This window comes from Trichocoleus sp. FACHB-6 (assembly GCF_014695815.1).
Lineage (GTDB): Bacteria > Cyanobacteriota > Cyanobacteriia > Cyanobacteriales > FACHB-T130 > Funiculus > Funiculus sociatus.
This window is the reverse complement of sequence record NZ_JACJOY010000012.1, coordinates 47,748-72,107: the sequence shown is the minus strand read 5'-3', so window position 1 is coordinate 72,107 and position 24,360 is coordinate 47,748. Positions and strand designations below refer to the sequence as shown.

Below are 24,360 nucleotides of genomic sequence, written 5' to 3'. Positions count from 1 at the left end.
AAACAATGTTTCTACCTATATTTTGTCTAAATTTTGCCTAAATACATCCTGCCATCATTAAAAATATTTGGCTGGCGTGTTTACCGTAATTTCCTCGGCTCCAGTAAAAAAATGCCTTATTGCGGTAAAGTCTAAGCACAGCATACACTTTTCGCGCTCACTTGACGATTGCATAAACCACTGATTGCCATGCTCCTCTGCTTCTTCTCTGTTTATCCGCAACGCTAATATTCTTCTGCCCAATGGTGAGTTTTTCATTGGGGATGTCGAAACTCGTGGCGGGGAAATTGTCCAGGTTACGTCAGAAATCCCAAAAGATGACTCTGGTAAAGAAATAGACGGTTCGGGTCTGACTTTGTTGCCGGGAGTTATTGATCCGCAGGTACACTTCCGGGAACCAGGGTTGGAACACAAAGAAGACTTGTTTACTGCGAGTTGCGCTTGTGCCAAGGGAGGGGTAACGTCGTTTCTGGAGATGCCTAATACTCGCCCTCTGACAACTACGCAGGCGGCTTTGGATGACAAGCTGCTGCGGGCGAAAGAAAAGTGCTTAGTTAATTATGGCTTTTTTATTGGGGCAACGGCGGAAATTTTGCCGGATATTTATAGAGGCGCATCCGACTCCTGGAATTAAAATTTTTATGGGATCGATGCACGGTCAGTTGTTGGTAGATCAGGATACGGCGCTGGAGTCCATTTTTGCACAAGGCGATCGCTTAATTGCGGTTCACGCTGAAGATTAAGCCCGAATTAATCAACGTCGTCAGGAATTTGCCGGGATCAACGATCCGGCAATTCACTCCCAAATTCAGGATAATCAAGCTGCCTTAATGCTACTCAACTAGCGTTAAATCTTTCTAAAAAATACCAGCGACGGTTACATATTTTGCATATGTCCACAGCTGAGGAAGCCCAGTTAATACGTCAGGATAAACCGAGTTGGGTGACTGCGGAAGTAACGCCGCAACATTTGCTGCTAAACACTAGCACTTATGAAAAAAATAGTACGCTGGCGCAGATGAATCCGCCTTTGCGATCGCTTCATGACAACGAAGTTCTCTGGCAAGCTCTTCTTGATGGTGTAATTGATTTTATCGCTACCGATCATGCTCCCCACACTTTGGAAGAAAAAGCCCAAGTCTACCCCAATACTCCTTAGGGAATGCCAGGTGTTGAAACATCTCTACTGCTGATGTTAACTTCTGCTATGCAGGGACTTTGTAGTGTTGCCCAAGTTTCTAACTGGATGTCTGCGGCTGTAGCCCAAGCTTATAATATTCCAAAAAAGGCGCGATCGCTCCTGGTTATAATGCCGATTTAATCCTTGTTGATTTGAACAATTACCGCCCTGTTTTGCGCGAGGACTTACTTACTAAATGTGGTTGGAGTCCCTTTGAAGGCTGGAACCTCACTGGATGGTCTGTTGTGACTATTGTCGGCGGTCAGGTTGTTTACGACCAAGAAAAACTTAATACAGAAGTCCGCGGTCAAGCTTTATCTTTTGGCTAATTTCTAACTTTTAAATTAGTCAATTTTTTCGCACAAACTGCTTGACAAACTCTTGTAATTATAGTTAAATAATAATACAACAAGAGTTGACACGGTGGGCATCATGCCTACCGTGTAACTTTTTAAACGGCAAGATTTAAACGCTCTAGGGAGGCAAAGTTCTTTGCCTTTACCTTTGCTACCTAGAGCGTTTAAATCTTTAATGACCCAAAATTAAATGCACCTGCTGGGACAAGTTCAGCTTGGCGGCCATTATCAGCTGAATAAGTTAAGTAGATGCTCAAGAAGTTTAACGGTTTATACTGCAAACGTTCCGCCCATTCAATGGCGACAATTCCCAAAGGGACTTCAATGCCTTCCCAGTAAGTTTCCAAGTTTAACGCTGTCACTTCGGTAGGTTCTAAGCGGTATAAATCAAGGTGATACAAAGGAATGCGTCCTTCTCGATACTCGTTAATTAAGGTGAAGGTGGGACTAACAATTGGATCGATAATGCCCAATCCTTCACCAATGCCTTGAACAAGAGTAGTTTTGCCAGCACCCAAGTCTCCTTCTAGCAAAATCGTACTCCCAGCACTTAGCGATCGCCCAAGATTTACACCCAGCGATCGCGTCGCTGTTGCATCTAGTAGAGAAATTACTTGCAATTCCTAACTTCCAACTCCTAACTCTATCCCTTGAGCGCGACTATACCACCGCAGCAAAATCCTAGCTAGACGTTGAGGATCGTGCCTTACATAACCTGTTTCTTCATCCTCATCCATCACATTCGCCAGAACAATTCTTCGTCCCAACTCTCCTACAGCTTCTCTGTCTAAAAAAACCGGATGAGAACTTTCCTGAGCATATCGAATCAGAGTATGAGCAGAGGGAACTTTTTTATGTACCAGGACGGCGTTAAATAATTGTTGACCGCAAGCAGCGTCAATGGCGCGGATGTGGTCTGAGACAGTGTAGCTTTGGGTTTCCCCTGGCTGGGTCATAATGTTACAGACGTAGATGATCGGAACTTGTTTTTGGGCGATCGCTGCGGCAATTTCCGGTACTAACAAATTCGGGATCACGCTGGTATAAAGGCTACCAGGGCCAATGATAATATAATCAGCTTCATGAATTGCCTGTAAAGCTTTGGGTAAGGCTGGGGGATTGCTGGGAATGCAACCAATTTTCTTAATTTTACCCCCCGCTTCCGTGATGCTTGATTCTCCCTCAATCCGCCGCCCATCTTCTAATTCTGCCCAGAGACGAACATCACTCAATGTTGCTGGTAGCACCCGTCCCCGCACAGCTAAAACTTGGGAACTAGCAGCGATCGCTCTCTCCAAATCCCCAGTAATATCGCTCATCGCCGTTAAGAACAAGTTACCAAAACTGTGACCTACTAAACCATCCCCAGCCTTAAAGCGGTATTGAAACAGTTCTGTTAATAACTTCTCCTGGTCTGCCAAAGCTGCTATACAGTTGCGAATATCCCCAGGAGGTAGCACCCCAATTTCCCGCCGCAGACGACCGCTAGAGCCGCCATCATCTGCCACAGTGACAATAGCGGTAATGTTGGCACTGTAGTGCTTCAATCCTCTAAGCAGAGTAGAAAGCCCCGTACCGCCGCCAATTGCGACAATTTTTGGACCTCGGTTCAGTTTGCGATGAGCTAGCAGCACATCAATCAGTTGTTCATCTGATGAGGGCTTCAGCACCGAGGTAATCGCTCCCATAGAGCGAGTTTGCCCCAAAAAAATCAAAAACACCCCGAAAGCGATCGCAATAGGGCCAGACACATAGTTAGGAAGGATGGTAGTAATCGTTTCCAGTAGCTCCCCAATGAACTGAATCAACCAAAAAATCGGCGTCAGCTTCACCCAAATTGCCAAACCCAAAGTGGTTAGTAGCACACCACCCGCACTAATCACCAACCAACGTTTTACCAACAATCCGGGAGCCAACCATTTAAACCAGCTATTGACTCGATGGGGAGTTCTGGAGTTCAAACCCCAGGGGATATGCGACTCTTGTCTCAGGGTGCGTAAGGCTTGTTTAAAAATAGCGTTTGACATTGCTGATTTCTGGGGAACACGAAGGCAAGATTCGACTTTAACGAGAAAGGGGGCAAAATCCCTGAAATAGGAACGCTCCCATAAATCGCTTCTACGAATTGATTGGACTGGCACACTTGTGTCTAAGTTGCCACTTATAAAGAGCAACAGGGAGCCTTTGCCCATCAGAATACATTTTTTGCAGCTTCTTGGGATGTGACATACGAAACTAATAAAGTTTGTCTCCAAATTTTTAACTGAGCTTATGATACGCTTGCGACGTTCAGCAGCAAAATCAGGAATTAGAGGGAGCTAATATAAACATTGCATCAGAAGTCAGCTTGAGTCGCCATTTTAGGCGGCAGCTCGCTTGGTTTATCCCGTAAACTTGGCTAAATGGAAAAGCGAATTTTAGGATTAGACCCTGGACTTGCCACATTAGGATTTGGCGTAATTCTGTGTAAACCACCTGACTGCTTAGCTGTGGCGAATCTTCCTGCTGCCAAGCGCCCGGTAAAAACCGCGCCAGAAGTAGCAACATTGCTGGATTTTGGCGTTATCCAAACCTCCGCCAAAACGGAGATGGGAGAACGACTCCGCACAATTTACGACGATTTGCACACTCTGCTCGATCAGTGGGAACCCGATTTGGTGGCGATTGAGAAATTGTTCTTCTATCGGATGGGGAACACAATTTTGGTGGCTCAAGCGCGGGGGATAATGGTTTTAGTGTTAGCCCAGCACGGTATCCCCTATGTTGAATTTACGCCAGCACAGATTAAGCAGGGGCTGACTGGCATGGGTAATGCTGATAAGTCGGAAGTGCAGCAAGCCGTAGCGCGGGAATTAAATTTAGACTATATTCCCAAGCCAGACGATGCCGCAGATGCCCTTGCGGTGGCGCTGACAGCGTGGTATGGGCAGTAGCCGCAATCTACACATCCGTACAAAGGAAACACGCTCAGCCTATTTGCGTCATCAATCTTATGGAGTCATCCCTCTTAAATTCGGCTACTTACCTTTGAGTGTCATGAAACCTGAGCGCTGGTTGTTGTGTGCTGCTTCCCTTTGTTTGCTCAATACGCCTGCCGTGAGCAGTGTTCCCGTTCCCACGATTCTTGCCCAAGCTCAAGGTGAAGAACAAACTAGCATTGATGTTTATCGCACTGTCAGTCCGGCTGTAGTCACTATCAGTACCGGGAGAGGTTCCGGTTCTGGCACTATTGTTAGTCCAGAAGGGCTGGTTTTAACTAACGATCACGTTATTCGCAGCGCCAGAGGTGGTGTGGTGAGCGTCAGTACCACTACAGGCAAGCGCTATACCGGGCAAGTAATTGCTACTGACCGACCGAATGACTTAGCGTTAGTAAGATTGAATACGAGCGATCGCTTCCCCAGTGTAAAGCTGTCCAATCCGGCAAGCATTCAAGTCGGTCAGCGCGTCTTTGCTATTGGCAGCCCCTTTGGATTGTCGGGAACCTTGACAACAGGTATCTTAAGCCGTGTTGGTCGCAATGGCGACTTACAAACGGATGCAGCACTTAATCCGGGCAATTCCGGAGGACCTTTGCTTAACTCACGGGGCGAACTCATCGGTGTAAACAAAGCTATTCTCAGTCCCGGCGGCGGAGGCAATACGGGGATTGGGTTCGCTACCAGTGCTACAGTTGCCAGAAATTTTATTCAACAAAACCGTAACCGAACCGCTCCCCCGATTACTACCGCTCAAAGTCCCTCTGTGCCTTCAACTCGTGGCTTGGGTGTGACTGTAGATACAGGGACACTGGTAGTTTTGGGGGTACAGCCAGGATCGCCTGCTGCGAATATCGGAATCAGACCCGGAGACAGAATCATTGCTATTAATGGTCGTCGTCTTAGGGGAGTTCAAGACTTGCAAACTTTCTTAGCTCGTCGTCCAGCTTCGGCAATTCTCACGGTGGGACGGAATCGCCGTTTGGCTGATGTCCGGGTGAATTTTTGAAGTTGGGAAAAAATGTGTTTTGAACTACAGGACTTACGCAGTTAATTAGTGAATGGCTGATTCTGTCGTAGGGGCATGGCAATGCCATGCCCCTACAGTGTGTTGACGTGCGTAAGCCCTGAACTACTGTAGGGCGGGCATCTTGCCTGCTCCACACGAGCCTACCCAATAACTTCACTTCCGGCACACCGCTTGACAATATTCCCCTTTTTCATGTATTTAACACTAATTTTTCTGTATGCTATTTGACTAAGAAGCTTCCGCGAACTTAACTATCCTATTGCTTAGTGATCTAGGGACGGGTTGATAGAGATGCGCCAGCTAATCAGTCAACCATTATGAAAAACAAGTCTCGACTGCGGGGATGCTTTTCGATGTGGAAGCTTCTAACACAAACGTTTTGGTGAGATGAGGAGTGTAGCGTATGAAAACAAAGAGCCACTGGGCAATGCCTGTTGCCCTGTTTGCTGTCGGATTAAGCGCTGCGGGGGGCTTGAATCTCTCCGCCACTGCGGTCACTAACAGCACCACAGATAGCTCGATTCAAGAATCACAACCAAGTTCTATTCAGCCTCAGGGCGAGTTGCTACTAGCACAGGGACTTGTGGGACAGTGCCGCGCCGTTAATCAGCGGATTTTTGTCTACGCACAGCGTTCAACCACGAGTCAAACGATTAGAACCTTAGCTCCCAACGAAACAGTTACTCTGGCAGATAATGGTAGTGCTGGTTGGATTGCCATTAATGCGCCTGCTACGGGTTACATACAGGCACAATACCTTAAACCCTGCACTGGAGCAAACAATCCTCCCCCGGCTCAACCTTCCAGCCTCTGTCGCGTAGTTACGTACAGAGGAAGTGAGGGTTTGGCTATCCGTAGTGGCCCCAACAAAACTGGCACCAGAGTTGGTGGAATCAGACTTGGCGATCGCGTTACTCTCGCAAAGAGTCCTCCCGACTTAACTTACGATAGCGATCGCCGTGCTTGGGTACAAATTACCGCCCCGGTTGCCGGATGGATTTCTTACGGCTATCCTAGTTCAAACTCATTGAATGTCGGTCGTTGTCCGTAGTATTTTAGCCTAAACTCATTAAGTTAAAATCACCCCATATTTTTACCAAGTTTCTTGGAAATGGGGTGATTTTTTTGACAAGATTCAATTGAATGGCTGTTTCCTTCTATTTATAGGATGCGTTAATCACGCTTAACAACCTAATACTTTGAACCAATTGAAAATCCAAACTTGACATTACTCTACTTGACGTACTGACATTCTGTGTAGCGGGAGAGACAGTATGCAAGAAAAGGTCAACAAGTAAGAAAAAGCAGCCGTCAACCTCAAATTAATTGATAAGATTTCCCACTCAGGATGCCAAAGCTTCAGGATACCTACCATGACGCAGTGTACTATCCAGTAAGAAAAGCTCATTGATAACAGCATTTGCTCACTTGTCTCAAGCTCCGAAGCTTGAGTTGAGTCGCCATCAGATAGTAAAAAAAGTCCCGCAATACTAGCAACTAAAGAAGCGAAAAGTAAATAATCGTGCCAGTGCAGATTTGGCATTTATCTAACCCTGCTTATCTCAAATTTATGAATTGCAACTCAGTCTAAAGGATAATTTTCCGGAGATAAAGCAATAGTTACAAACTGCAACCTACGACACCTGAAAACTTAAAGTTTTGCAACAAATGCCAATTAGCGACTTAGCAACCCTCTTGTTGAGTTTCGCAAGCACCAATACTCACCCAACTACTAGAACCATCCGCCCAATGTTCCTTTTTCCAAATTGGAGCGTTGTGCTTTAGGGTATCAATCGCATATTGGCAGGCTTCAAAGGCTTCGGAACGGTGAGGACAACCCACAGCTACCAGCACACTGATTTGACCAATTTCTAAGCGTCCGATGCGATGGTGAATTACAACCCGATTGACATCTTGCCATGTTTGGCGGATATCAGCGGCAATTTGCCTAAAGATTTGTAAAGCCATCGGCTCATAAGCTTGATACTCCAAGGCAACTACTGGTTTACCATCGGTTTGATTGCGAACCATTCCACTCATCACCACAATGGCACCGTTACCTGGGTCATCTGCTAAGGCATAAACTTCTTCCAGTGACAAGGGAGCAAAGGAGATGGCAAAGTTGTCTCCTTTGTGGTGTTGAGTGGAAGTGTTTAAAAGACTGGTGACACCATTCATCAAGTTGAAATCCTAAGCAAGGAACTGGATCTATTGTGATCGATCCAGCGCCCTAAGCCTATGAAAATATCAACAGTGAGGGGATGGCAAGATGCTGACCCACAGATTAAGATTTGCCGCTGCCCATCAGGTAAAGTAGTGCCATGCGAACGGCAACGCCGCTCGTCACCTGCTGGGAGATTAAACTGAACTGGGGGTCGTCCATCAGGTCAGAACTAATTTCCACGCCACGATTAACTGGCCCTGGATGCAGCACTTTAACGTTCTGTTTACAGAGTTTCAGGCGATCGCGTGTTATCCCATATCGTTGATGGTATTCTCGCAGACTAGGCAGCAAATGCTGAGTCATGCGTTCCTTTTGCAGCCGCAACGTCATCACAAAATCGGCATTTTGTAAAGCTGGTTCTAAATCCCAGTGGAGAAATAGCTTTCGTTGGGGATTGGGGATTGGGGATTGGGAAATTTCCTCTCCATGAATCTCGCTACCGTAGGCAGCAAAAAGCTGGGGTAAAAGAGTGGGTGGCCCAGCTAGATGAACCTCTGCGCCTGTCGCTGTCAAACTCCAGATATTCGATCTGGCTACCCGCGAGTGGAGAATATCGCCAACAATGACAATTTTTTTGTCTTTGAGAAGTTCGAGTCGCGGGTGGCCTGGGTCTAAAAGAGTGCAGATGGTAAACAAGTCTAAGAGTGCTTGGGAAGGGTGTTCGTGCTGACCATCACCAGCATTGAGGACACCTACCCGCGATCGCAAACGATCCATTTCCAAGGCGATCGCTTGCGGCACTCCCGCCTCGCGATGGCGAATCACCATCATATCCGCACCCATTGCCAGATAGGTTTTCGCCGTATCCAGAATTGTCTCGCCCTTCGTCAAAGAAGACGTTGCTGCTGCAAAATTCAGCGTATCAGCAGAAAGGCGCTTTGCTGCCAGTTCAAAACTACTGCGAGTACGGGTAGAAGATTCAAAAAACAAATTAGCGACTACCTGACCTTGTAGCGTTGGTACTTTCTTCGTCCGCCGCGAAAGCACCTCTTGAAAACTGGCAGCAGTTTGCAGCACAGTGTCGTATTCATCTGGCGTAAAATCTGCCAAGGAAAGAATGTGGTGACGAGTCCAATTGGTAGTAGGCATCAGAAAAATAATTAAAAATTAAAAATTAAAAAATCAAGATATGTTCTTTCATTTTTAATTTTTAATTTTACATTTTTAATTGTGGTCTACTACCCTCAAAGCAACCGATATCAGCGATAAGAAGGTCAAAAATCCCACTGCATCCAGCATTGTAGTTAATAACGGGCCGCTAATTAGAGCTGGATCGAGGTTAACCCGCTTCAAACCCATTGGCAGCAAAGTTCCCAAAGTCGCGGCTACGATAACATTAACAGCCATCACCATTGCTGCAACTAAAGCCACCCATCGGTTATTTGGCGGCGACCAAATTAACGAAAGGATTCCAAGGGCAAAACTTAAAGCTAAAGCCGTACCTAACCCCGCTAAGATTTCCTTGCGGAGAATTTTTAACGTATCTTCCGGTGTCACTTCACCTACACCGAGTCCGCGTACTGTCACTGATAAAGCTTGAATGGCGACATTGCCACTGGTGTTAGACAAAATCGGCATGATAACCGCAAGAACTGGCACAACCGAAATTACACCTTGGAAGGGCGCGATCGCACTCGCCGCACCAATATACAAACCAATATTAGCCAACAACCACGGCAGTCGCTTGCGAAGCGTAACGTGAGGAGGCGACAAAGCGGCTTCATCGCCACCACTCACCCCGGCAAGTTTCTGAATGTCTTCAGTTGCTTCCTCCTCTAGAATGTCCACCACGTCGTCAATGGTGATAATCCCTACCAATCGGTCTTCGCGGTCAACTACAGGTACTGCGATCAAGTCGTAACGCTTCATTAGTTGCGCGACTTCTTCCTGGGGCGTTTCCGTAGTAGCTTTGACAACGCGATCGCTGGCAATATCACGGATAAGGGCATCGGGAATTGAAAATAACAGCTGCCGCAAAGACACCACCCGTACCAGTTTACGGTTGTTGTCCGTGACGTAAGCGTAATAAATTGTTTCCTTATCTTCGTCACTCAGACGGATTTTGCTTAAGGCTTCTCCCACCGTTAAGCCTTCCCGCAACCATACATATTCCGTAGTCATTACGCGCCCAGCAGTACCTTCTGGATAACCCAGAATTCTCGCTGTTGCTTGCCGTTCCGAAGCGCTGAGTTGCTGCAACAGCCGCCTTACGACTCCAGCTGGCAACTCATCAAACAATTCTGCCCGGTCATCAGGGCGCATCGCCTCGACAATTTGCACCACCTGGTTGTCATGCAGCGAATTAATTAATTCTTCCTGCACCTCTGGCGGCAGATATTCAAATACATCAATAGCCGGATCTTTCTTCAGTAATCGGAATGCGATCGCCCGCTTTTCTGGAGGCAATTCTACAATGTAATCCCCCACATCTACCGCTGGCAAACCATTCAATTCCGACTTTAGCTGATTTAAGTCGCCAATATCCGCCAGTGCAACACGTCCTTCTTGAGTGAGCATTCTTCCTCCTATTCCTAGTCTCCCCACGCGCTGGCAAAGACTAGATCGCCCACCAGACGCTAGAGGAGTTTACTACTGTCACCTAATGGACTTCGGTCCATAAATTCCGCAGAAATCTACACTGATATCGCTAAGCAATGCCAGTAAATATATGCTATCCCCTCAAGGTGCATTTCACAATTGGCGCGATCGCACCAATCTATCCAAATACCAAATATAGGTTTCAAAAATTATGCAACTTATAAAAAAATCTATCGCCCCGCTTTTAACTGGAGTAATTGTCCTCAACCTAAGTAGTTGCACTACTACTCCTACCAACCGCAAAACAGACAACGCAGTTAATCCAACAACAATTTCAAATACTGCTAGCACAACTACTACCACCACCTCAAAAAACACCGTCACTGTCACCATCTACCAACCGGATAATCAGTGTCAGGAATTAGTGCCAGAAAAAGTAGCTGTCTCAGATAAAAATTCAGTAGCAGCAGCAGTTGGTAAAGTTTTGGAAGAAAGGGACACAGCCGACTTTAATTTAGCTGGGTATCGCGTCAAGGTTAATCAAAAAAGTGGCGTTGCTACTGTTGATTTGCGACTGGCACCAAATCAAGAACGGAAGTTTGTCTCTTTGTCAACTTGCGAACAATTCGCTCTTTTTGGCAGTTTGCGAAAAACGCTGATTAGTAATCAAGCGTGGAAGATTAAAGATGTCAGCTTCACAGACCAAGGACAGAAAATTTATCTCTAGAGTTTGGAAACAGCCGAACAGTTTCCCAGATACCACCGCCAAGGCAAATCAATCCCCTGAGTTAAACCAATCCGGGTCGTCTGGACGATTTCGGGTGTAAATTCTGAGGAGCGATGTTCTAACCACAGAGGTTGACCGGGTTGTAGAACTTGTGCATTGAGAGTGCTATCAATTTGCAAGGCGCGACAGAGTTTCCCGGGCCCAGCCGCAATTCGTGATGGTTTTACTCGGTCGCGCTCATTTATCCATCTGGGTACTGACTCTAGCTGCAAAGCCCGAATTAATACTGCACTAGGAACGCCGTCCCGGTCTGTTACAACGTTGAGGCAGTGATATATCCCATAGATTAAATAAACATAAGTTCGTCCCGCCTCCCCAAACATCACCGAGTTTCGCCCAGTTCGCCGCCGATAGGCATGACACGCTGGATCGTTTTCCCCGTAAGCTTCAGTTTCCACTATTAACCCCCGGATAATTTCTCCGTCTGCCATTTGCCGTACCAGCGAACAGCCAATTAGGTCGGGTGCAACTTCCGCGGATGGACGTTCTAGCCAGCAAAGTTCTACAATTTGATTATTTTTGATACAATTCATCGTAAATATACTTAATTACACCTTGGAGTACATAAAAACAAATGGATGTCAAGCTGGTTTTAGTGGCATTAACAATTCTTTTTACTGTATCGTGCCTGTTCTTTGGCACCAAGAATGGATTCTACGATTCAGACAACTATCATGGAAACGGTTCTGCCCACTAATTAATTTTGGATTTTAAACCGATTTGGATTGAGTCGGAATCCACAATTTTAAATTGCAAATATCAATCGAATAATGAGTCAAGCTCCCGCGGCATCATCTCACGGCTACGATGATCTAGCCTATTTGCCCTATGGCGTTGGTCATAGCGACGAAGGGGTATGTTTGCTGGTGCGGTTGGGCCCATACCGCGTTCTTTTAGACTGTGGTTTGGCGGATATTTCGCCGCTTTTGAAAGCAGGAAATCCTCCAGTAGATTTGGTGCTGTGCAGCCATGCACACTCGGATCACGCTCGTGGGTTACTGGCGTTACGTCAGGCTTTCCCACAGTTGCCAATTTACGCCAGTGAGGTGACAACCCAACTACTGCCGCTGAATTGGCCAGAGGTAGATACTAAGGATATTCCACAATTGTGTCAGGCTTTGCCGATGCGATCGCCTGTGGAATTCCAAACCGGACTAGCGGCGGAATTGTTCCCAGCCGGGCATTTACCAGGCGCTGCGGCAATATTGCTCACCTACACTGCTCCACAACGCACCTACTCGCTACTTTACACAGGTGACTTCTTTCTCTCCAATTCCCGGCTGGTGGAAGGGTTGCCCCTGGAAGCTTTGCGCGGCTTAGAGCCTGATGTGCTAATTGTGGAAGGCAGTTATGGCACAGCACGTCATCCCCACAGACGAAACCAAGAAAACAACCTTGCAGAGCGAATTAATCAAGCGATCGCTGGGGCGAAATCTGTCTTAATGCCCGTCCCGACTTTAGGGCTAGGGCAAGAACTCCTGATGCTGTTGCGGAGTCACCACCTATTCACTGGTCAAAATTTAGACATTTGGGTAGATGGCAACGTTGCAGCTGGCTGCGATGCCTATCTGGAACTGCTATCCTCTCTCCCATCATCAGTACAAAATTTTGCCCGACATCAATCTTTATTTTGGGATGAGCGGGTGCGTCCTCGTGTGCGCCGGTTGGCTTCAGAACAGCGTTCCTCGATTGGTAAGTCTCCCTGTATCGTCCTCACCGATGAAAGTCATGATTTAAGGGAATACTGTCAACCAGGCACCGGGCCTTGGGTATTATTACAACCTCAGCAACGTAGGAACATGGCAATGCCATATCCCTACAGCCTCACTACTGGCGGCGAAGCACTGATTGCTCAGGACTATTTACTGGCCCAGCATTCCGATGGTTTGGGAACCACCCAGTTGATCCATAATCTCCGTCCGCAGCACGTAATTTTTGTTCACGGCTCCCCGACTTATTTGGCTGATTTAACTGGTTTGGAGGAGTTACACAACCGCTACCACTTGCATTCTCCAGGCGCGGGAACGTTGGTAGAACTCGCGATAGGCGAGACGTTTGTGCAACCTGCGGCACCAGAGACCAGCTATGAAGGGGAACTGTCGGAATTGGGAGCCGTGGTGACAATTACTTTACCAGAAGCGATCGCTCTAGACCCTCGCTTTACTAACTTTTCTGACACTGGTTTAGTAGAAGCCCGCTGGCAGGGTGAAGAACTGGTATTGCGCGGCTTGTCCCAACGGGAACTACTTAGTCAGAGCAGCGATGCCAAAGTTCCGCTGAGTATTGAATGCTGTGGCAATTGCCTGCACCAACGGGGGCAACGCTGTTGGAACCAAGACTCGCCCCTCTATGGTTTTAAGGTGACACCGGAGGGATACTGTCCAGTTTTTGAAACGGCGCATCCCACGGCTACCCCTTCTGATACCGACTTAGAAAGTCTTGAAGAGTGAAGTAACCACCACCAAATCCGAGTACCGATTATGGTAGTGGCTTCGAGTTGCATAGTTAAAAAGGCAAAATTCAAAAGTTTGCCTTTTTAACTGTTTAGTCTGGATTCGAGTCTGGGAAACTCGGACGAATTTGCTCAGCTTCTGGGCAATCGTCAGATACAAGAGGTTCAACATTCCCTCGCGGTACTGAAGCCAACTTCTGAGTTACAGCACCGATGCTTTCCAGGCGAACCATTTCTTCCCAAGAACAAACTTCATCTTCTTCTTCGGTTTCATACCGGAGTGTTACTAAATCTCCTTCAATGTCAAGAATGCGAGCGCGTTCTATCCAGCGTTGTTGGTCCCGCAAGAAAATACAGACCTCACGACCATCGCAACAGAGTTGATAAATCTTGCGGTGTAGCATGGGTTGCTTCTCCTGAGCTGATAAGTTTTTAATCCGTAAGAAACCTGTGAACCAATTTTTGGATACACAACTTCTTTCCAACTTGATACGATTTGACTGCCCCACTTCTGGCAAGTTCCACTTTTCATCTTTACCCACTTTTCCCCAAATTCTCGAATCTTGAAGCGAATTTGAGGATAGGGATTTTTCCCCGACAGGGAGAGGGAAAAAGAATTTTTCCTCCAACTCGCTCTCCAAAATCTCGCAGGTAGAATTTCCTTTCCAGGTTCAGGCTGGAAATCCAGTTTTTGGGCTGACGAGGATGCCTTTTGGTCTGCCCGGCGCCGATTTTTAGGAAAATGTGGGAATTGAGGGTAAGGACAAAAATTCAAGGTGAGGGTTCTAAATGATGTTACCGATTTAATCTCAAAGTTTAGCTTGAATCCTGTGGTATTTAAGATGGTAATTTCACAATACTCCCCAGCTACAAGCTCCCAGAAGCCGAGTTGCTTCTCTTAAAAGCTCGCTTCCATCCTCGTTCAAGGTCATTGGCTGACTAGAAAAACTTGAATTACGATAGTTGCGGGTCTCACGCAAGCGCTTTGAGTAGAGTAGATGGAAGGTTACTGATGAGAAAAGCACCGGCGGGAAATAAGTCAAGCTGCGGCAGCCATCAATTTTGACATTACTACTCGCGTTTTTTCCAAGAAGCGCATCCAAGCTGCAATTGGTAGTTCTTATTAATCATTCTAATAATTCTTGGGCAAAGTCGGCAGTTAGAACGGAGAAATTTTTATGAATATATCAATATATGTAGCTTTCCGGTGTTGCGGCATCCCTAAATGAATTAATCAGGACGCTTTGCAGCCCTCTGCTAAGGGTCTGAAAGCGAGGACTCCTAAAGATACCATTGCCACACCCGCGCCCGCCTCTCTTTTGATCTGACCTGCATCCACTGCCTCATAAAGGGAATGAAGAGCTTGTAAATCCGATGACTGGTAGCATTTGTTCACCAGCACCTGGCGAATCAATCCCTCTGAAGCAACGCTGAGACAACCTGTTTGGAAAGCCGATTGTACAAGTGTGCGAATCATGATGTAGGCGTGCATCCTTCGAGTGTGTATTCTTAGTATCTAATACTTTTCAAACGTGGATATTGATTGAAATCGGTCATTAAGTGTGATTTTAGGCGGTATTCACCTGTGATTTGCGTCACAGCTAAGGCGAGCTATTTGAGGGTTTACTGATTGACTGTTCGCTCTTGCTGATTTGTGCATGGAGACTCCAGCGTTTGACCGAAGTAAAATATATTACCCATCCCTTAGTGACAGCTTAGTAGAACAACTGTTAAAAAGGCATAAACTTAATGAGGATGGGTATAAAAGTTTGTTAAAGTTTGAGACTGGTAGCTGATCACCCGATAAGTGGGGAAACAAAACCGGTGTTTGAGATCGCCATTAAGCAACAGCAATACAAAACCTATGTCCTCTCAGACCAAGCCGCCCAATCTCACCTAGAGGTTGTTCCCGAACGAGGCGGCATTATCACCAGCCTACGTCTCAAAGGTCAGGAAATCCTCTACCTAGATGCAGAGCGGTTTGCCAATCCAGACTTGAGTGTCAGAGGTGGGATTCCGATTCTCTTCCCGATTTGCGGGAATTTACCCGAAAATACATACACTATCAACGGTCAGTCATACCATCTCAAGCAACATGGCTTTGCCCGCGAACAGCCTTGGGAAGTCACCGACCAAGAGACTCAAGACAAAGCAAGCCTTACCCTTGTCCTAAACAGCAACGACTCCACACGCGCCGTTTACCCTTTTGACTTTCAACTCGCCTTCACCTATGTTCTGTTGGGCAATACGCTAGAAATTCGACAGCGCTACACCAATCACTCAGGGACAGTGATGCCCTTTTCCACAGGTTTGCATCCTTACTTCTGGACACCGGAAAAGAGTGAACTAAGCTTTGAAATCCCCGGTACGGAATACCTGGATCAGCGCACCCACCAAACCCATTCGTTTAGTGGTGCCTTTGACTTAGACTCTGATGAAATTGATGTTGCTTTTCGACAGCTTAGCGGGAATTCTGCCACAGTTAGCGATCGCGCTCGTCACTTACATCTGACCCTCAACTGGGACAATAACTATTCCACCTTTGTCTTCTGGACGGTCAAAGGCAAAGATTTTTACTGCATAGAACCTTGGAGTGCGGCCCGCAATGCGCTAAATACTGGTGAGCAACTAATTCACCTGGAACCAGGAGCCAGTTTGGAGACACTTGTGCGCCTAGCCATAAATTTTGTCTGAAAAAAGTTTTGCATTTCTAGTAATTCGTGTTATCGTTATGAACGGTGCGAAAAACACAAATTTCTTCGGGTCGCTAACTCAACGGTAGAGTACTCGGCTTTTAACCGAATAGTTCCGGGTTCGAATCCCGGGCGACCCATATAAACATAAAAACAAATAGAAAAAGACAAAAGGCAGAAAAAAGAATTTTCTACTTTCTTGCGCTTGGTATATAAAACAAGTTTATAGTTGCTGTAGTTAGGGATAATCTATGAATTGACTAAGATAATTCCCTAGAGACTGGTAAACTATCTTAAGATTATCGTAATAATTTCGCTCGTCTAGAACAAATTAACTTGACGACCACTAACTAGGAGGATCATATATTATGGCGCTCGTACCAATGCGGCTGATGTTGGATCACGCGGCCGAAAACGATTACGGCATCCCTGCTTATAACGTAAATAACATGGAGCAGATCCAGGCAATTATGCAGGCTGCCCATGAAACAAATAGTCCCGTGATTTTGCAAGCCTCTCGCGGCGCTCGCAAGTATGCTGGAGAAAACTTTCTGCGCCATCTAATTTTAGCGGCAGTGGAAACTTACCCCCACATCCCCATTGCCATGCACCAAGATCATGGTAATTCACCATCTACCTGCTACTCTGCCATGAGCCACGGTTTTACCAGCGTCATGATGGATGGCTCCTTAGAAGCAGATGCTAAGACTCCAGCCAGCTTCGAGTACAACGTCGAAGTCACCCGGAAAGTGGTAGAAGTTGCACACTCCATCGGCGTTAGCGTTGAAGGCGAACTGGGTTGCTTGGGTTCTCTGGAAACTGGCATGGGTGACAAAGAAGATGGTCACGGTGCGGAAGGAGTTCTCTCTCACGACCAGCTGCTGACTGACCCAGACGAAGCTGTTGCCTTCGTGGAACAAACTCAAGTAGATGCTTTGGCGGTTGCTATTGGTACCAGCCACGGTGCTTACAAGTTTACCCGCAAGCCGACTGGGGAAATCCTGGCTATCAGCCGCATTGAAGAAATCCACAGCCGTCTGCCGAACACGCACCTAGTGATGCACGGTTCCTCCTCTGTGCCAGAAGACCTGCTGGCTCTGATTAACCAGTATGGCGGTACAATTCCGGAAACCTACGGTGTACCTGTAGAAGAAATTCAAAAGGGTATCAAGAGCGGTGTTCGGAAAGTGAACATCGACACTGATAACCGCTTGGCTATCACAGCAGCAGTGCGCGAAGCTCTTGCCAAAGATACTAAGGAGTTTGACCCCCGCCACTTCCTCAAGCCTTCTATCAAGTATATGCAGAAGGTTTGTGGCGATCGCTATCAGCAATTTGGCGCAGCTGGTCAAGGCACCAAGATTAAGCAGGTGTCTCTGGATGATTTCGCTGCTAAGTATGCTAAAGGCGAGTTGAGCGCTGTCACCAAGGAGGCTTTGACTGTCTAAGCAAATTTGGATTATGGGTTAATCGCCAATCTAAAATAGAAAATTTTCCTTGACGGGTAGCTAAAAAGCTACCCGTTTTTGTGTATCAGAAGAGTGGCCTAGCAAACTTTCAGGAACCAACCAAAACAACCTTGTATAACTGCGTATCGTTGTTTTTCAAGAGTTTGTTATTTTTATGGCTACTAAGAAAAAGTTTCAGCCTTCTAACATTGGCAAGCCCGCAAGACGGCAGGGAAGCGCCCCGAAAAATACTAGCACCCAAAATACTACTAAGCCAAAGAAGCCTGGTCAGTAAGGTGCAAAGTGTAGGTGTTAACAGTTCGCGGGACTTTTTCCATTCAACAATACTGGCGGTAAGCAGCTTTCTTCGCATATCGCCAGTATTGTTAAGGGGAAGTTACAGGAAAACCCGATGTTGCAGAGAGGGCATCTGACGGCGGACTTGTTCGAGGCGAGAGGGGTTGATTTCTGCGATCGCTACCCCCGGTGCATCCCCTGCATCCGCTAAAATAACGCCCCAAGGATCAATAATCATCGCGTGTCCGTGAGTCTGGCGTAAGGCATAGTGTTGCCCAGTCTGGGCTGGGGCGATAATGTAGCAGGTGTTTTCAATCGCTCTGGCTTGGAGTAATACTTGCCAGTGATATGCGCCAGTGTAGGCGGTAAAGGCAGCTGGGACAAAGAAAATGTCCGCTCCCATCTGCGCCAAGTGCCGATAAAGTTCCGGAAACCGGACATCGTAGCACACCGAGAGCCCTAAATTACCTAAGTGCTTTGAGGGATAAACTGGCGGTATGCGAGTACCAGCCATAACTGTGTTAGATTCTCGGTAGGTATTACCATCGGGCAAGTTAACATCAAATAGATGCACTTTTTCGTAACGGGCGAGTTCTTGCCCTGAAGGATCGATGAGCAGGGCGGTGTTGTAGACTTTGTGGCTGTCAACGGGAACTGGAAACCCGCCCCCTAAGATGGTAATTTGGAAGCGCTGTGCCATCGTTTTGAGGAATTTTTCGCTCTTTGTGGCGATCGCATCCCCAAGAGCAATCTTATCTTCCTCTTTTCCTAGGAACGAAAAGTTTTCTGGCAAGCTCACTAACTCGGCACCCTGCCGCACGGCAAGATCGATCAGTTCTTCTGCCTGTACCAGGTTTTTTTCCAGGTCTGGCAAGCTAGTCATTTGTATGGCGGCGGCAAGATAGGACTTCATGTGGCTCTCGTGGATTAGTTAAATCAGCCTAGATGCTGGTGATGTTGGGAACATAAAAATATATGTTATTACTTTGCCGCCTCTGTGGGCAGTAATAAGGTAATGGTTCAGACAATCTAGCTTTTAGATATAGATATTTAGCCTACTCCTTTGGATAGATATAAGGTTTATCTATCCGGAAAAGCGAAACAAATCTTAAGCAAGGTTGGTCTTCAGTTAAAATGCTGTATAGGAAATTCGCGTGTTCTGATGGGAATAACTATGAGTCTAATCCGTAAAATTGTTCAACAAGCTTTAGCGACTGGGTATCTAACCGTGGAAGCAGAAGATCAGCTGCGTCAACTTTTACAGACAAAGTACGATTTCGAGGACTTTACGGCTTTTATTACGTTACAGAAAGAGGCGATGGAAGGTCGGGTACGGCAAGAGTCGCGGGAATTGCTGCACTCAAAGCGTCTTGCGGCGTTGGTATGACTGGCGAGTAGCGATCGCACACCAGAATGACCAATGATGACGTGTTAGAGAAAGGCTGCAAGGCGCGAGAGGAAGAGAGAAGAACAGGGCGATCGCTTCTGTGAGATGAGGTAAGCGATTGTTTGGGCTGCTTCTTCAGGAAAAGATTAGAGAAATATAACCGCAGGTAGACGCGCTGGGATGCGAAAGAAGATCCAGGGCGGGTAAGGTAAAAAAAATCAGACACAGGCGATCGCTAGTCGGGGCTGGGGCTGCTGACTTGTTAGTTTGAGATCGACCTTCGGAATGGGGAAATTTTATAGCGATCGCATTACGGTTGAGAAAACATTTCGTAAACTTCAATCGTGGATATCTCTGTTCTGGTTAAAACCTTTGTTGCTGTGTTTGTCTTAGCAGATGCCTTGGGCAATGCACCGATATTTCTAGTCCTGACTAAAGGCATGGAATCAGAGCAAAGAGACAATGTGGTGAACCGCGCAAGTATTGTCGCAACAGGTGTGCTGCTGCTATTTGCCTTTGGCGGTAAATGGATTCTAAAATATTTAGAAATCAGCATGGGGTCTTTGCGGGTAGCTGGGGGCCTGTTGTTGCTGTTAATTGCCCTACAAATGCTCCAGGGAGAACTGGATACACCCGTCGTTGACGAGACGCGGGATGTGGCGATTACTCCATTGGCTTTTCCTCTTTTGGCGGGGCCAGGAACCCTGACTGCGGTGATGCTGTTGATGTCTGAGTCTCCTAATGCTCATCTAAGCGTGGTGGTTGGTATTGTGTCTGCTATGCTCGTGACTTGGTTTATTGTGCGTCTGTCTGCTCGCGTAGACCACTTGATCGGGCCAGAAGGGGCAGTTATCATTACTAAACTTCTAGGTTTTCTTCTAGCAGCACTGGCGGTGGAAATTGGCAGTGCTGGAATTCGGGAATTGTTTCTAACGTAAGATGCGATCGCGTTTTCATAAACGCCAGAGACGCAAAGAACGCGAAGGAAGAGGGGAAGAGAGAGCGATTGTATCTGGAACTACCCGGTGGGATTTTTTTTTACTTTTGACTTGCTTACCCTCCCTCCGCAACAATTTCTGCTACCCAGACTTTCTCCTCCGGCGACAAAGACGGTTTTACAGGCTGTGAGTAGTCAATTGCCAAGTCAAACCTAGCCCTTTGATAAACCTCGTTCAATAACCTCTGTAAATCTACTATTGGCTCAGGTTCACCTTGATTCAAAGGTACAGGAAAAGTTGGGATCGGCTCTTTTAGCCCAAAGGTATACAAATCTGCTTCCGGTCTTTGATAGCTTCGACTAACTAGAACGCGGTATCCCGTACTAGCTGCTCCTAGGAGTAGCATTGGTTCTCCTCCTCGCAGCAAATCAATTTCAACCAAGCTGGTTGTTGATGCTAAAATTTGTTGTCGCTTGCGTTCATAAGCCTCTCTACCTTCCTGGGAACGCTTATTTTTGGGCGAAAGTATTTCGATAACCGAAATTACTGCGCCCGTTTGAGTTGAGCGCACCTCTAGAAAGCGCTCTATTACCTCTTCAGGAATTGGTACAACTACCTTAGTTGGTTCGGAAAGCTTAGATGCAACCGTTGTATTTCTAGAGGTTGAGTCATTGCGACGCGAAACAGCTACATCAGCAATTCCAACCAGTGAGGTGCCTGAAATACTGGTATAAGCTCGCTGCTCAATTGAAACTCGGTATTTAGGAACGATTTGCGGAGTTAAGTCATCTGCGATCGCTACTATCAAGCGATTATGTACCTGGTGCCACAGTTCCGGCTCTTCCAAATATGGATTCATTCCAGGGAATGGATTACGCATGATTCGACCTCTCCCTCAACTCATCTCAATCATAGCGATCGCACGGCAAAGATGAGCGATAACAGTCAAGAAGATAAACGATGCTTGGGCATAAGACGCGATCGCGTTTTATTAAACCACTCCACAAACACAGCGATCGCCTAATGATCGCGTTTGTGAAATGAGGTGAGCGCTAGCACTAGCTCTCAACTAGATAAATCTAGTCCAGCCCTAGCTGTTGCTTCAACGCTTCTGGAACATTCTTGGTTGTTCCCAAACTTGTTACATTTTCCCAATTCGTATACTCATTCCAAGTAATCTTTTCGAGGTCTGCGCCGAAGAGGTCTGCGCCGAAGAGGTCTACGCCGATGAGGCTTGCGCCGATGAGGTCTGCGCCCCTGAGGTTTGCACCCCTGAGGTTTGCGCCGATGAGGCCTGCGCAAAAGAGGTCTGCGCCGTGGAGGTGTGCGCCGCTGAGGTTTGCGCCGATGAGGTCTGCGTTGCTGAGGTTTGCGCCGATGAGGTTTGCGCCGATGAGGTTTGCGCCGCTGAGGTCTGCGCCGCTGAGGTCTGCGCGGCTGAGGTTTGCACCGCTGAGGTCTGCGCCAAAGAGGAATTGCCCAACTGTTTCTAAAAAGCCCCCAATACCAAGACATTCGCTGTAACCGATGCTGCGAATCAATCGATATTCATCAAAACTATCAGTATCTTTTTCACCGCAGGGAAAGAAAGCCATTTGATCTTTTAAGTAATCTTTTAACTGAGCATAGCGGTGTAACTCTAAGAGCAAGATCGTGACATTTAACCCTGCATAAATATCCACCTGTCGCAGCCCAATCCACTTGACTTCTGGCGTTTGCTCCTTCATTTGCCGCATCTTTTTCTGAGGCAGATTCTCTGGCGGTGCATCGATAAACTCTCCATCGCACCAACGCAGATAAAAATTCTCCAATCGTTTAAATAGTCTTACGGGCTGAAATTCTGTACTGGCAGCTAATAAAGCCATCAAGTATTGCACAATTTCTGGCGTCAGCCCACCATAGCCAAACAAATCATAGATTTCCCGGTCTATTTGGTCGGTGGAGATAGCAAACTCCCGCCACTTTTCTCCCTTTCGCGTCCAGTCTTCTAAACTTTCTTTGAGTCGTTCCGCACACAAAAATTCCCCAAAACTCTTGTGGGCAAATTCCACCGAACCGCCTTTGTCACCCGTCGCCGGCTGAAGGTAAAAAGCCGCCAAAGCATTTTTTAGCGCATCCTCGCCGTGTCTTTCTCTAGCTTGTTGAATCAACTCAATCGCACTGTCATCGTCCTTCAACCGTGACTCGATTGTTTTTACTGCGGCACATTCCCCGCCGGACTGCACGACGCACAACCCCGCCTCTGCCAAAATCCGGCGCAGTCCTGCCGTTTCCTGTCCGGTTAGTTCTCGATTCAGCCATTTTGGACGTTGTTCCGTCAGTACCCACTCTAAAGATTGCTCGTAAATGAGGATTTTTGCGCCGACACCGCTAGCACCCTCAAACATTTCTACCGTCAATTTGCCATCCCGGTGCATCGCCGCCAACAGATAAAGCAATAGCGGTTCTTTGGCTAATTCTCGCACTCTATCTGGACAGCGTTTATCTTGCAAAAATTGCTGAAATGCGGAAGTTTTATCCCCTCCAACTTGAGTTTCCCATTTAGTAAACCACTGCTGCTGGAGTTCGTCATCCATTGGCAGCAGTTCCACTCGTTCCATGTTGGGAGGCATTCTTCCTTCGATACCTTGTAGTGCCAAAGGTCTGCCTGTAATAATAACTCGATGTTCTTTTTCCGAATTTCGCTGGCAGCTACCTTGAAAATCTTCTACTTGCCAGAGAAAATCCTTTAATTCCTGGCTAGTTCCTCTCTCCATTACTAATTCATCAAATCCATCCAGCAAAAACAAAAATCGGGTATTTCTATCGGTCAACCAGCCATCATCCTTGGTGACAAAATCACAACCTACTGCTGCTTGCAAAGTTTTTTCAAAACTCTTTTCAAATGCCCTGATATCCCGCAACCGAATCAAGATTGGTGTCCAAACTGGATGCAAATGCTGCCGCACCAACTCAGCAAACATCCGACAAAAAACACTTTTTCCTCTTCCCGGCCCGCCTTGGATAAACATCACCTTGTCTTGTTTCTGGGCATCGGCTAGCATCGCCTTTGCCCAGCCTTCAATCTCAATTGGTTCTGCATCTTTATCAGGCTGACCATCTGTATTTACTGACTGTGCTTTCAACGGTACATAAATATCTTTGAAAGTGAAGCTTTCAGCAAATACTTTCTCTAGCGGCTTAGTAGCAATTTGTTCATCTAAATAAGTATTGATACTATAGTATTTGTCTGATTCTTGTCGCCTGCCAGCTAAATACAATTCTGCCCGTTCCCTAACAGAATCCTCAGCATCATCTAAGGCTTTTTTCAGATGTTGATGAGTATTCCAAGCTACCCAAGCTGTTAAAATATCAGCGTCGTACTTATTTATTCCTGCTTGTTGCAGTTTCTTTGACAATACCTGATTTAAAACTTGGGCTAATTCCGATTCGTGGAAGCAGGTGAGAACATTTCTAGCAAGATGCTCATCTAGTCGAAATTCTCCCAGTCTTACGCTTTGCTGTTGGGCAATATTTGCGGGAGAGGGTGCAATTGCTGGCTGTAAATTGACTTGCTGTAATAAGTCATTACTTTGCACCAATTCATTGAAGCTTTCTAGATAAGCCAGAGGAGATGCGATCGCTACCCATTCCTCTAAGGATAAGGATTGTTCTTGATTCGTCTTGTTGCGGTACAGCCTCACGCCTTGGATTGCTAGTTTCGTCCCTGATAGCCCGGCTACAATAATTCCAGCGGGGCTTGCAGTTGCAGAGAATAAACCTAAAGCCAGCCCGAATTCCAGCGCAAATTTAGTAATCTCTGTCCCAGTCTCGGCTACATCTCCGGGTTTTCCTAATTCCCGAATATCAGTGTTCAAAAACTGCCAAATCTGCTTGAGGTTCGTCATGCGATCGCTACTGTCCGTGCTGATGAGTCCAAAATAACTCAACTATTAAGCATCTGCCCTCAGTTGGATATCTCTCATATTTTCTGAAGAAAGCGCGATCGCGTTCTTGACAAAAACCCAAAAAATCAACGATGATAGTAGATTGTCTGTCTATTCCTGCTCGGA

At 46.7% G+C, this 24,360-nt stretch carries 22 protein-coding genes, 1 tRNA gene and 1 pseudogene; 11 read left to right on the top strand and 13 right to left on the bottom strand.

Annotated features, from left to right (window positions below; translation table 11 throughout):
- The first annotated feature begins 184 nt into the window (after positions 1 to 184).
- Positions 185 to 1,509, top strand: a pseudogene (locus H6F66_RS29165) (dihydroorotase).
- A 191-nt stretch (positions 1,510 to 1,700) separates the two neighbouring features.
- On the opposite strand, the gene tsaE reads toward H6F66_RS29165, so the two are convergent.
- Both tsaE and H6F66_RS01885 read right to left on the bottom strand, forming a co-directional pair.
- Positions 1,701 to 2,156, bottom strand: coding sequence for a tRNA (adenosine(37)-N6)-threonylcarbamoyltransferase complex ATPase subunit type 1 TsaE (gene tsaE / locus H6F66_RS01890; RefSeq protein ID WP_190417665.1), 456 nt, complete (start codon positions 2,154 to 2,156; stop codon positions 1,701 to 1,703).
- Between the two features lie 3 nt (positions 2,157 to 2,159).
- The gene (locus tag H6F66_RS01885; RefSeq protein ID WP_190417663.1) at positions 2,160 to 3,563 is read right to left on the bottom strand and encodes a gluconeogenesis factor YvcK family protein; all 1,404 of its coding nucleotides are present in this window, start codon (positions 3,561 to 3,563) and stop codon (positions 2,160 to 2,162) included.
- Positions 3,564 to 3,938: 375 nt separating this feature from the next.
- Here H6F66_RS01885 and ruvC point away from each other — a divergent pair, with 375 nt between their 5' ends.
- The 3 genes from ruvC to H6F66_RS01870 all read left to right on the top strand — a co-directional run bounded on the left by ruvC (position 3,939) and on the right by H6F66_RS01870 (position 6,595).
- Entirely contained in the window at positions 3,939 to 4,469 is a 531-nt protein-coding gene (ruvC, locus tag H6F66_RS01880; RefSeq protein WP_190417661.1) for a crossover junction endodeoxyribonuclease RuvC, read from the top strand.
- 103 nt (positions 4,470 to 4,572) lie between these two features.
- Complete coding sequence (locus tag H6F66_RS01875; RefSeq protein WP_190417659.1) at positions 4,573 to 5,523, top strand: trypsin-like peptidase domain-containing protein; 951 nt, start codon at positions 4,573 to 4,575, stop codon at positions 5,521 to 5,523.
- A 424-nt stretch (positions 5,524 to 5,947) separates the two neighbouring features.
- Positions 5,948 to 6,595 carry an SH3 domain-containing protein gene (locus tag H6F66_RS01870; RefSeq protein ID WP_190417657.1) on the top strand — a complete coding sequence of 216 codons (648 nt, stop codon included), beginning with the start codon at positions 5,948 to 5,950 and terminating at the stop codon, positions 6,593 to 6,595.
- Between the two features lie 177 nt (positions 6,596 to 6,772).
- On the opposite strand, the gene H6F66_RS01865 is transcribed toward H6F66_RS01870, so the two are convergent.
- The 4 genes from H6F66_RS01865 to mgtE all read right to left on the bottom strand — a co-directional run bounded on the left by H6F66_RS01865 (position 6,773) and on the right by mgtE (position 10,285).
- Positions 6,773 to 7,087 (bottom strand): hypothetical protein, encoded by a 315-nt coding sequence (locus tag H6F66_RS01865; protein WP_190417655.1) that lies wholly within the window; start codon positions 7,085 to 7,087, stop codon positions 6,773 to 6,775.
- A gap of 140 nt (positions 7,088 to 7,227) precedes the next feature.
- Complete coding sequence (locus H6F66_RS01860) at positions 7,228 to 7,722, bottom strand: molybdenum cofactor biosynthesis protein MoaE (protein ID WP_190417653.1); 495 nt, start codon at positions 7,720 to 7,722, stop codon at positions 7,228 to 7,230.
- 106 nt (positions 7,723 to 7,828) lie between these two features.
- Positions 7,829 to 8,857, bottom strand: coding sequence for an aspartate carbamoyltransferase catalytic subunit (locus H6F66_RS01855; protein ID WP_190417651.1), 1,029 nt, complete (start codon positions 8,855 to 8,857; stop codon positions 7,829 to 7,831).
- 75 nt (positions 8,858 to 8,932) lie between these two features.
- A complete protein-coding gene (gene mgtE, locus H6F66_RS01850) occupies positions 8,933 to 10,285 on the bottom strand; it encodes a magnesium transporter (RefSeq protein ID WP_190417650.1) in 1,353 nt (450 codons plus the stop codon).
- Between the two features lie 232 nt (positions 10,286 to 10,517).
- Here mgtE and H6F66_RS01845 point away from each other — a divergent pair, with 232 nt between their 5' ends.
- Positions 10,518 to 11,033, top strand: a complete 516-nt coding sequence (locus tag H6F66_RS01845; RefSeq protein WP_190417649.1) for a sporulation/spore germination protein — start codon at positions 10,518 to 10,520, stop codon at positions 11,031 to 11,033.
- Here H6F66_RS01845 and H6F66_RS01840 read toward each other — a convergent pair.
- On the bottom strand, positions 11,030 to 11,626 hold the full coding sequence (locus tag H6F66_RS01840) for a DNA-3-methyladenine glycosylase (protein WP_190417648.1): 597 nt from the start codon (positions 11,624 to 11,626) through the stop codon (positions 11,030 to 11,032). The genes H6F66_RS01845 and H6F66_RS01840 overlap by 4 nt on opposite strands.
- 237 nt (positions 11,627 to 11,863) lie before the next feature.
- On the opposite strand from H6F66_RS01840, the gene H6F66_RS01835 reads away from it, so the two are divergent.
- Positions 11,864 to 13,543 (top strand): MBL fold metallo-hydrolase, encoded by a 1,680-nt coding sequence (locus H6F66_RS01835; protein ID WP_190417647.1) that lies wholly within the window; start codon positions 11,864 to 11,866, stop codon positions 13,541 to 13,543.
- Between the two features lie 94 nt (positions 13,544 to 13,637).
- Here H6F66_RS01835 and H6F66_RS01830 read toward each other — a convergent pair whose 3' ends face one another.
- Positions 13,638 to 13,949 carry a DUF6679 family protein gene (locus tag H6F66_RS01830; protein ID WP_190417754.1) on the bottom strand — a complete coding sequence of 104 codons (312 nt, stop codon included), beginning with the start codon at positions 13,947 to 13,949 and terminating at the stop codon, positions 13,638 to 13,640.
- Between the two features lie 830 nt (positions 13,950 to 14,779).
- Entirely contained in the window at positions 14,780 to 15,022 is a 243-nt protein-coding gene (locus H6F66_RS01825; RefSeq protein WP_190417752.1) for a hypothetical protein, read from the bottom strand.
- A 347-nt stretch (positions 15,023 to 15,369) separates the two neighbouring features.
- Between H6F66_RS01825 and H6F66_RS01820 the strand changes: the two genes are divergently transcribed.
- The 3 genes from H6F66_RS01820 (at position 15,370) to fba (ending at position 17,686) form a co-directional block, all read left to right on the top strand.
- Positions 15,370 to 16,239 (top strand): aldose epimerase, encoded by an 870-nt coding sequence (locus H6F66_RS01820; protein WP_190417646.1) that lies wholly within the window; start codon positions 15,370 to 15,372, stop codon positions 16,237 to 16,239.
- Positions 16,240 to 16,306: 67 nt separating this feature from the next.
- A tRNA-Lys gene (locus tag H6F66_RS01815) sits at positions 16,307 to 16,378 on the top strand.
- A gap of 228 nt (positions 16,379 to 16,606) precedes the next feature.
- Entirely contained in the window at positions 16,607 to 17,686 is a 1,080-nt protein-coding gene (gene fba / locus H6F66_RS01810) for a class II fructose-bisphosphate aldolase (protein ID WP_190417644.1), read from the top strand.
- A 397-nt stretch (positions 17,687 to 18,083) separates the two neighbouring features.
- Here fba and H6F66_RS01805 read toward each other — a convergent pair whose 3' ends face one another.
- Positions 18,084 to 18,896: a carbon-nitrogen hydrolase family protein gene (locus tag H6F66_RS01805; RefSeq protein WP_190417642.1), complete on the bottom strand. Its 813-nt coding sequence runs from the start codon at positions 18,894 to 18,896 to the stop codon at positions 18,084 to 18,086.
- Between the two features lie 261 nt (positions 18,897 to 19,157).
- Here H6F66_RS01805 and H6F66_RS01800 point away from each other — a divergent pair, with 261 nt between their 5' ends.
- Positions 19,158 to 19,370 (top strand): hypothetical protein, encoded by a 213-nt coding sequence (locus H6F66_RS01800; RefSeq protein ID WP_190417640.1) that lies wholly within the window; start codon positions 19,158 to 19,160, stop codon positions 19,368 to 19,370.
- A 135-nt stretch (positions 19,371 to 19,505) separates the two neighbouring features.
- Here H6F66_RS01800 and H6F66_RS01795 read toward each other — a convergent pair whose 3' ends face one another.
- Entirely contained in the window at positions 19,506 to 19,712 is a 207-nt protein-coding gene (locus tag H6F66_RS01795) for a hypothetical protein (RefSeq protein ID WP_190417638.1), read from the bottom strand.
- A gap of 2 nt (positions 19,713 to 19,714) precedes the next feature.
- On the opposite strand from H6F66_RS01795, the gene H6F66_RS01790 reads away from it, so the two are divergent.
- A complete protein-coding gene (locus H6F66_RS01790; protein ID WP_190417636.1) occupies positions 19,715 to 20,308 on the top strand; it encodes a MarC family protein in 594 nt (197 codons plus the stop codon).
- A 115-nt stretch (positions 20,309 to 20,423) separates the two neighbouring features.
- On the opposite strand, the gene H6F66_RS01785 is transcribed toward H6F66_RS01790, so the two are convergent.
- Both H6F66_RS01785 and H6F66_RS01780 read right to left on the bottom strand, forming a co-directional pair.
- On the bottom strand, positions 20,424 to 21,188 hold the full coding sequence (locus H6F66_RS01785) for a DUF4058 family protein (RefSeq protein WP_190417634.1): 765 nt from the start codon (positions 21,186 to 21,188) through the stop codon (positions 20,424 to 20,426).
- Positions 21,189 to 21,387: 199 nt separating this feature from the next.
- Positions 21,388 to 24,237, bottom strand: coding sequence for a pentapeptide repeat-containing protein (locus H6F66_RS01780; protein WP_199295014.1), 2,850 nt, complete (start codon positions 24,235 to 24,237; stop codon positions 21,388 to 21,390).
- Between the last annotated feature and the right edge of the window lie 123 nt (positions 24,238 to 24,360).

What these genes read in the sequence shown, in the direction of transcription:
- H6F66_RS01885 (WP_190417663.1), bottom strand. Translation starts at nt 3,563, where the DNA reads ATGTCAAACGCTATTTTTAAACAAGCCTTACGCACCCTGAGACAAGAG.
- ruvC (WP_190417661.1), top strand. Translation starts at nt 3,939, where the DNA reads ATGGAAAAGCGAATTTTAGGATTAGACCCTGGACTTGCCACATTAGGA.
- H6F66_RS01875 (WP_190417659.1), top strand. Translation starts at nt 4,573, where the DNA reads ATGAAACCTGAGCGCTGGTTGTTGTGTGCTGCTTCCCTTTGTTTGCTC.
- H6F66_RS01870 (WP_190417657.1), top strand. Translation starts at nt 5,948, where the DNA reads ATGAAAACAAAGAGCCACTGGGCAATGCCTGTTGCCCTGTTTGCTGTC.
- H6F66_RS01865 (WP_190417655.1), bottom strand. Translation starts at nt 7,087, where the DNA reads ATGCCAAATCTGCACTGGCACGATTATTTACTTTTCGCTTCTTTAGTT.
- H6F66_RS01860 (WP_190417653.1), bottom strand. Translation starts at nt 7,722, where the DNA reads ATGAATGGTGTCACCAGTCTTTTAAACACTTCCACTCAACACCACAAA.
- H6F66_RS01855 (WP_190417651.1), bottom strand. Translation starts at nt 8,857, where the DNA reads ATGCCTACTACCAATTGGACTCGTCACCACATTCTTTCCTTGGCAGAT.
- mgtE (WP_190417650.1), bottom strand. Translation starts at nt 10,285, where the DNA reads ATGCTCACTCAAGAAGGACGTGTTGCACTGGCGGATATTGGCGACTTA.
- H6F66_RS01845 (WP_190417649.1), top strand. Translation starts at nt 10,518, where the DNA reads ATGCAACTTATAAAAAAATCTATCGCCCCGCTTTTAACTGGAGTAATT.
- H6F66_RS01840 (WP_190417648.1), bottom strand. Translation starts at nt 11,626, where the DNA reads ATGAATTGTATCAAAAATAATCAAATTGTAGAACTTTGCTGGCTAGAA.
- H6F66_RS01835 (WP_190417647.1), top strand. Translation starts at nt 11,864, where the DNA reads ATGAGTCAAGCTCCCGCGGCATCATCTCACGGCTACGATGATCTAGCC.
- H6F66_RS01830 (WP_190417754.1), bottom strand. Translation starts at nt 13,949, where the DNA reads ATGCTACACCGCAAGATTTATCAACTCTGTTGCGATGGTCGTGAGGTC.
- H6F66_RS01825 (WP_190417752.1), bottom strand. Translation starts at nt 15,022, where the DNA reads ATGATTCGCACACTTGTACAATCGGCTTTCCAAACAGGTTGTCTCAGC.
- fba (WP_190417644.1), top strand. Translation starts at nt 16,607, where the DNA reads ATGGCGCTCGTACCAATGCGGCTGATGTTGGATCACGCGGCCGAAAAC.
- H6F66_RS01805 (WP_190417642.1), bottom strand. Translation starts at nt 18,896, where the DNA reads ATGAAGTCCTATCTTGCCGCCGCCATACAAATGACTAGCTTGCCAGAC.
- H6F66_RS01800 (WP_190417640.1), top strand. Translation starts at nt 19,158, where the DNA reads ATGAGTCTAATCCGTAAAATTGTTCAACAAGCTTTAGCGACTGGGTAT.
- H6F66_RS01785 (WP_190417634.1), bottom strand. Translation starts at nt 21,188, where the DNA reads ATGCGTAATCCATTCCCTGGAATGAATCCATATTTGGAAGAGCCGGAA.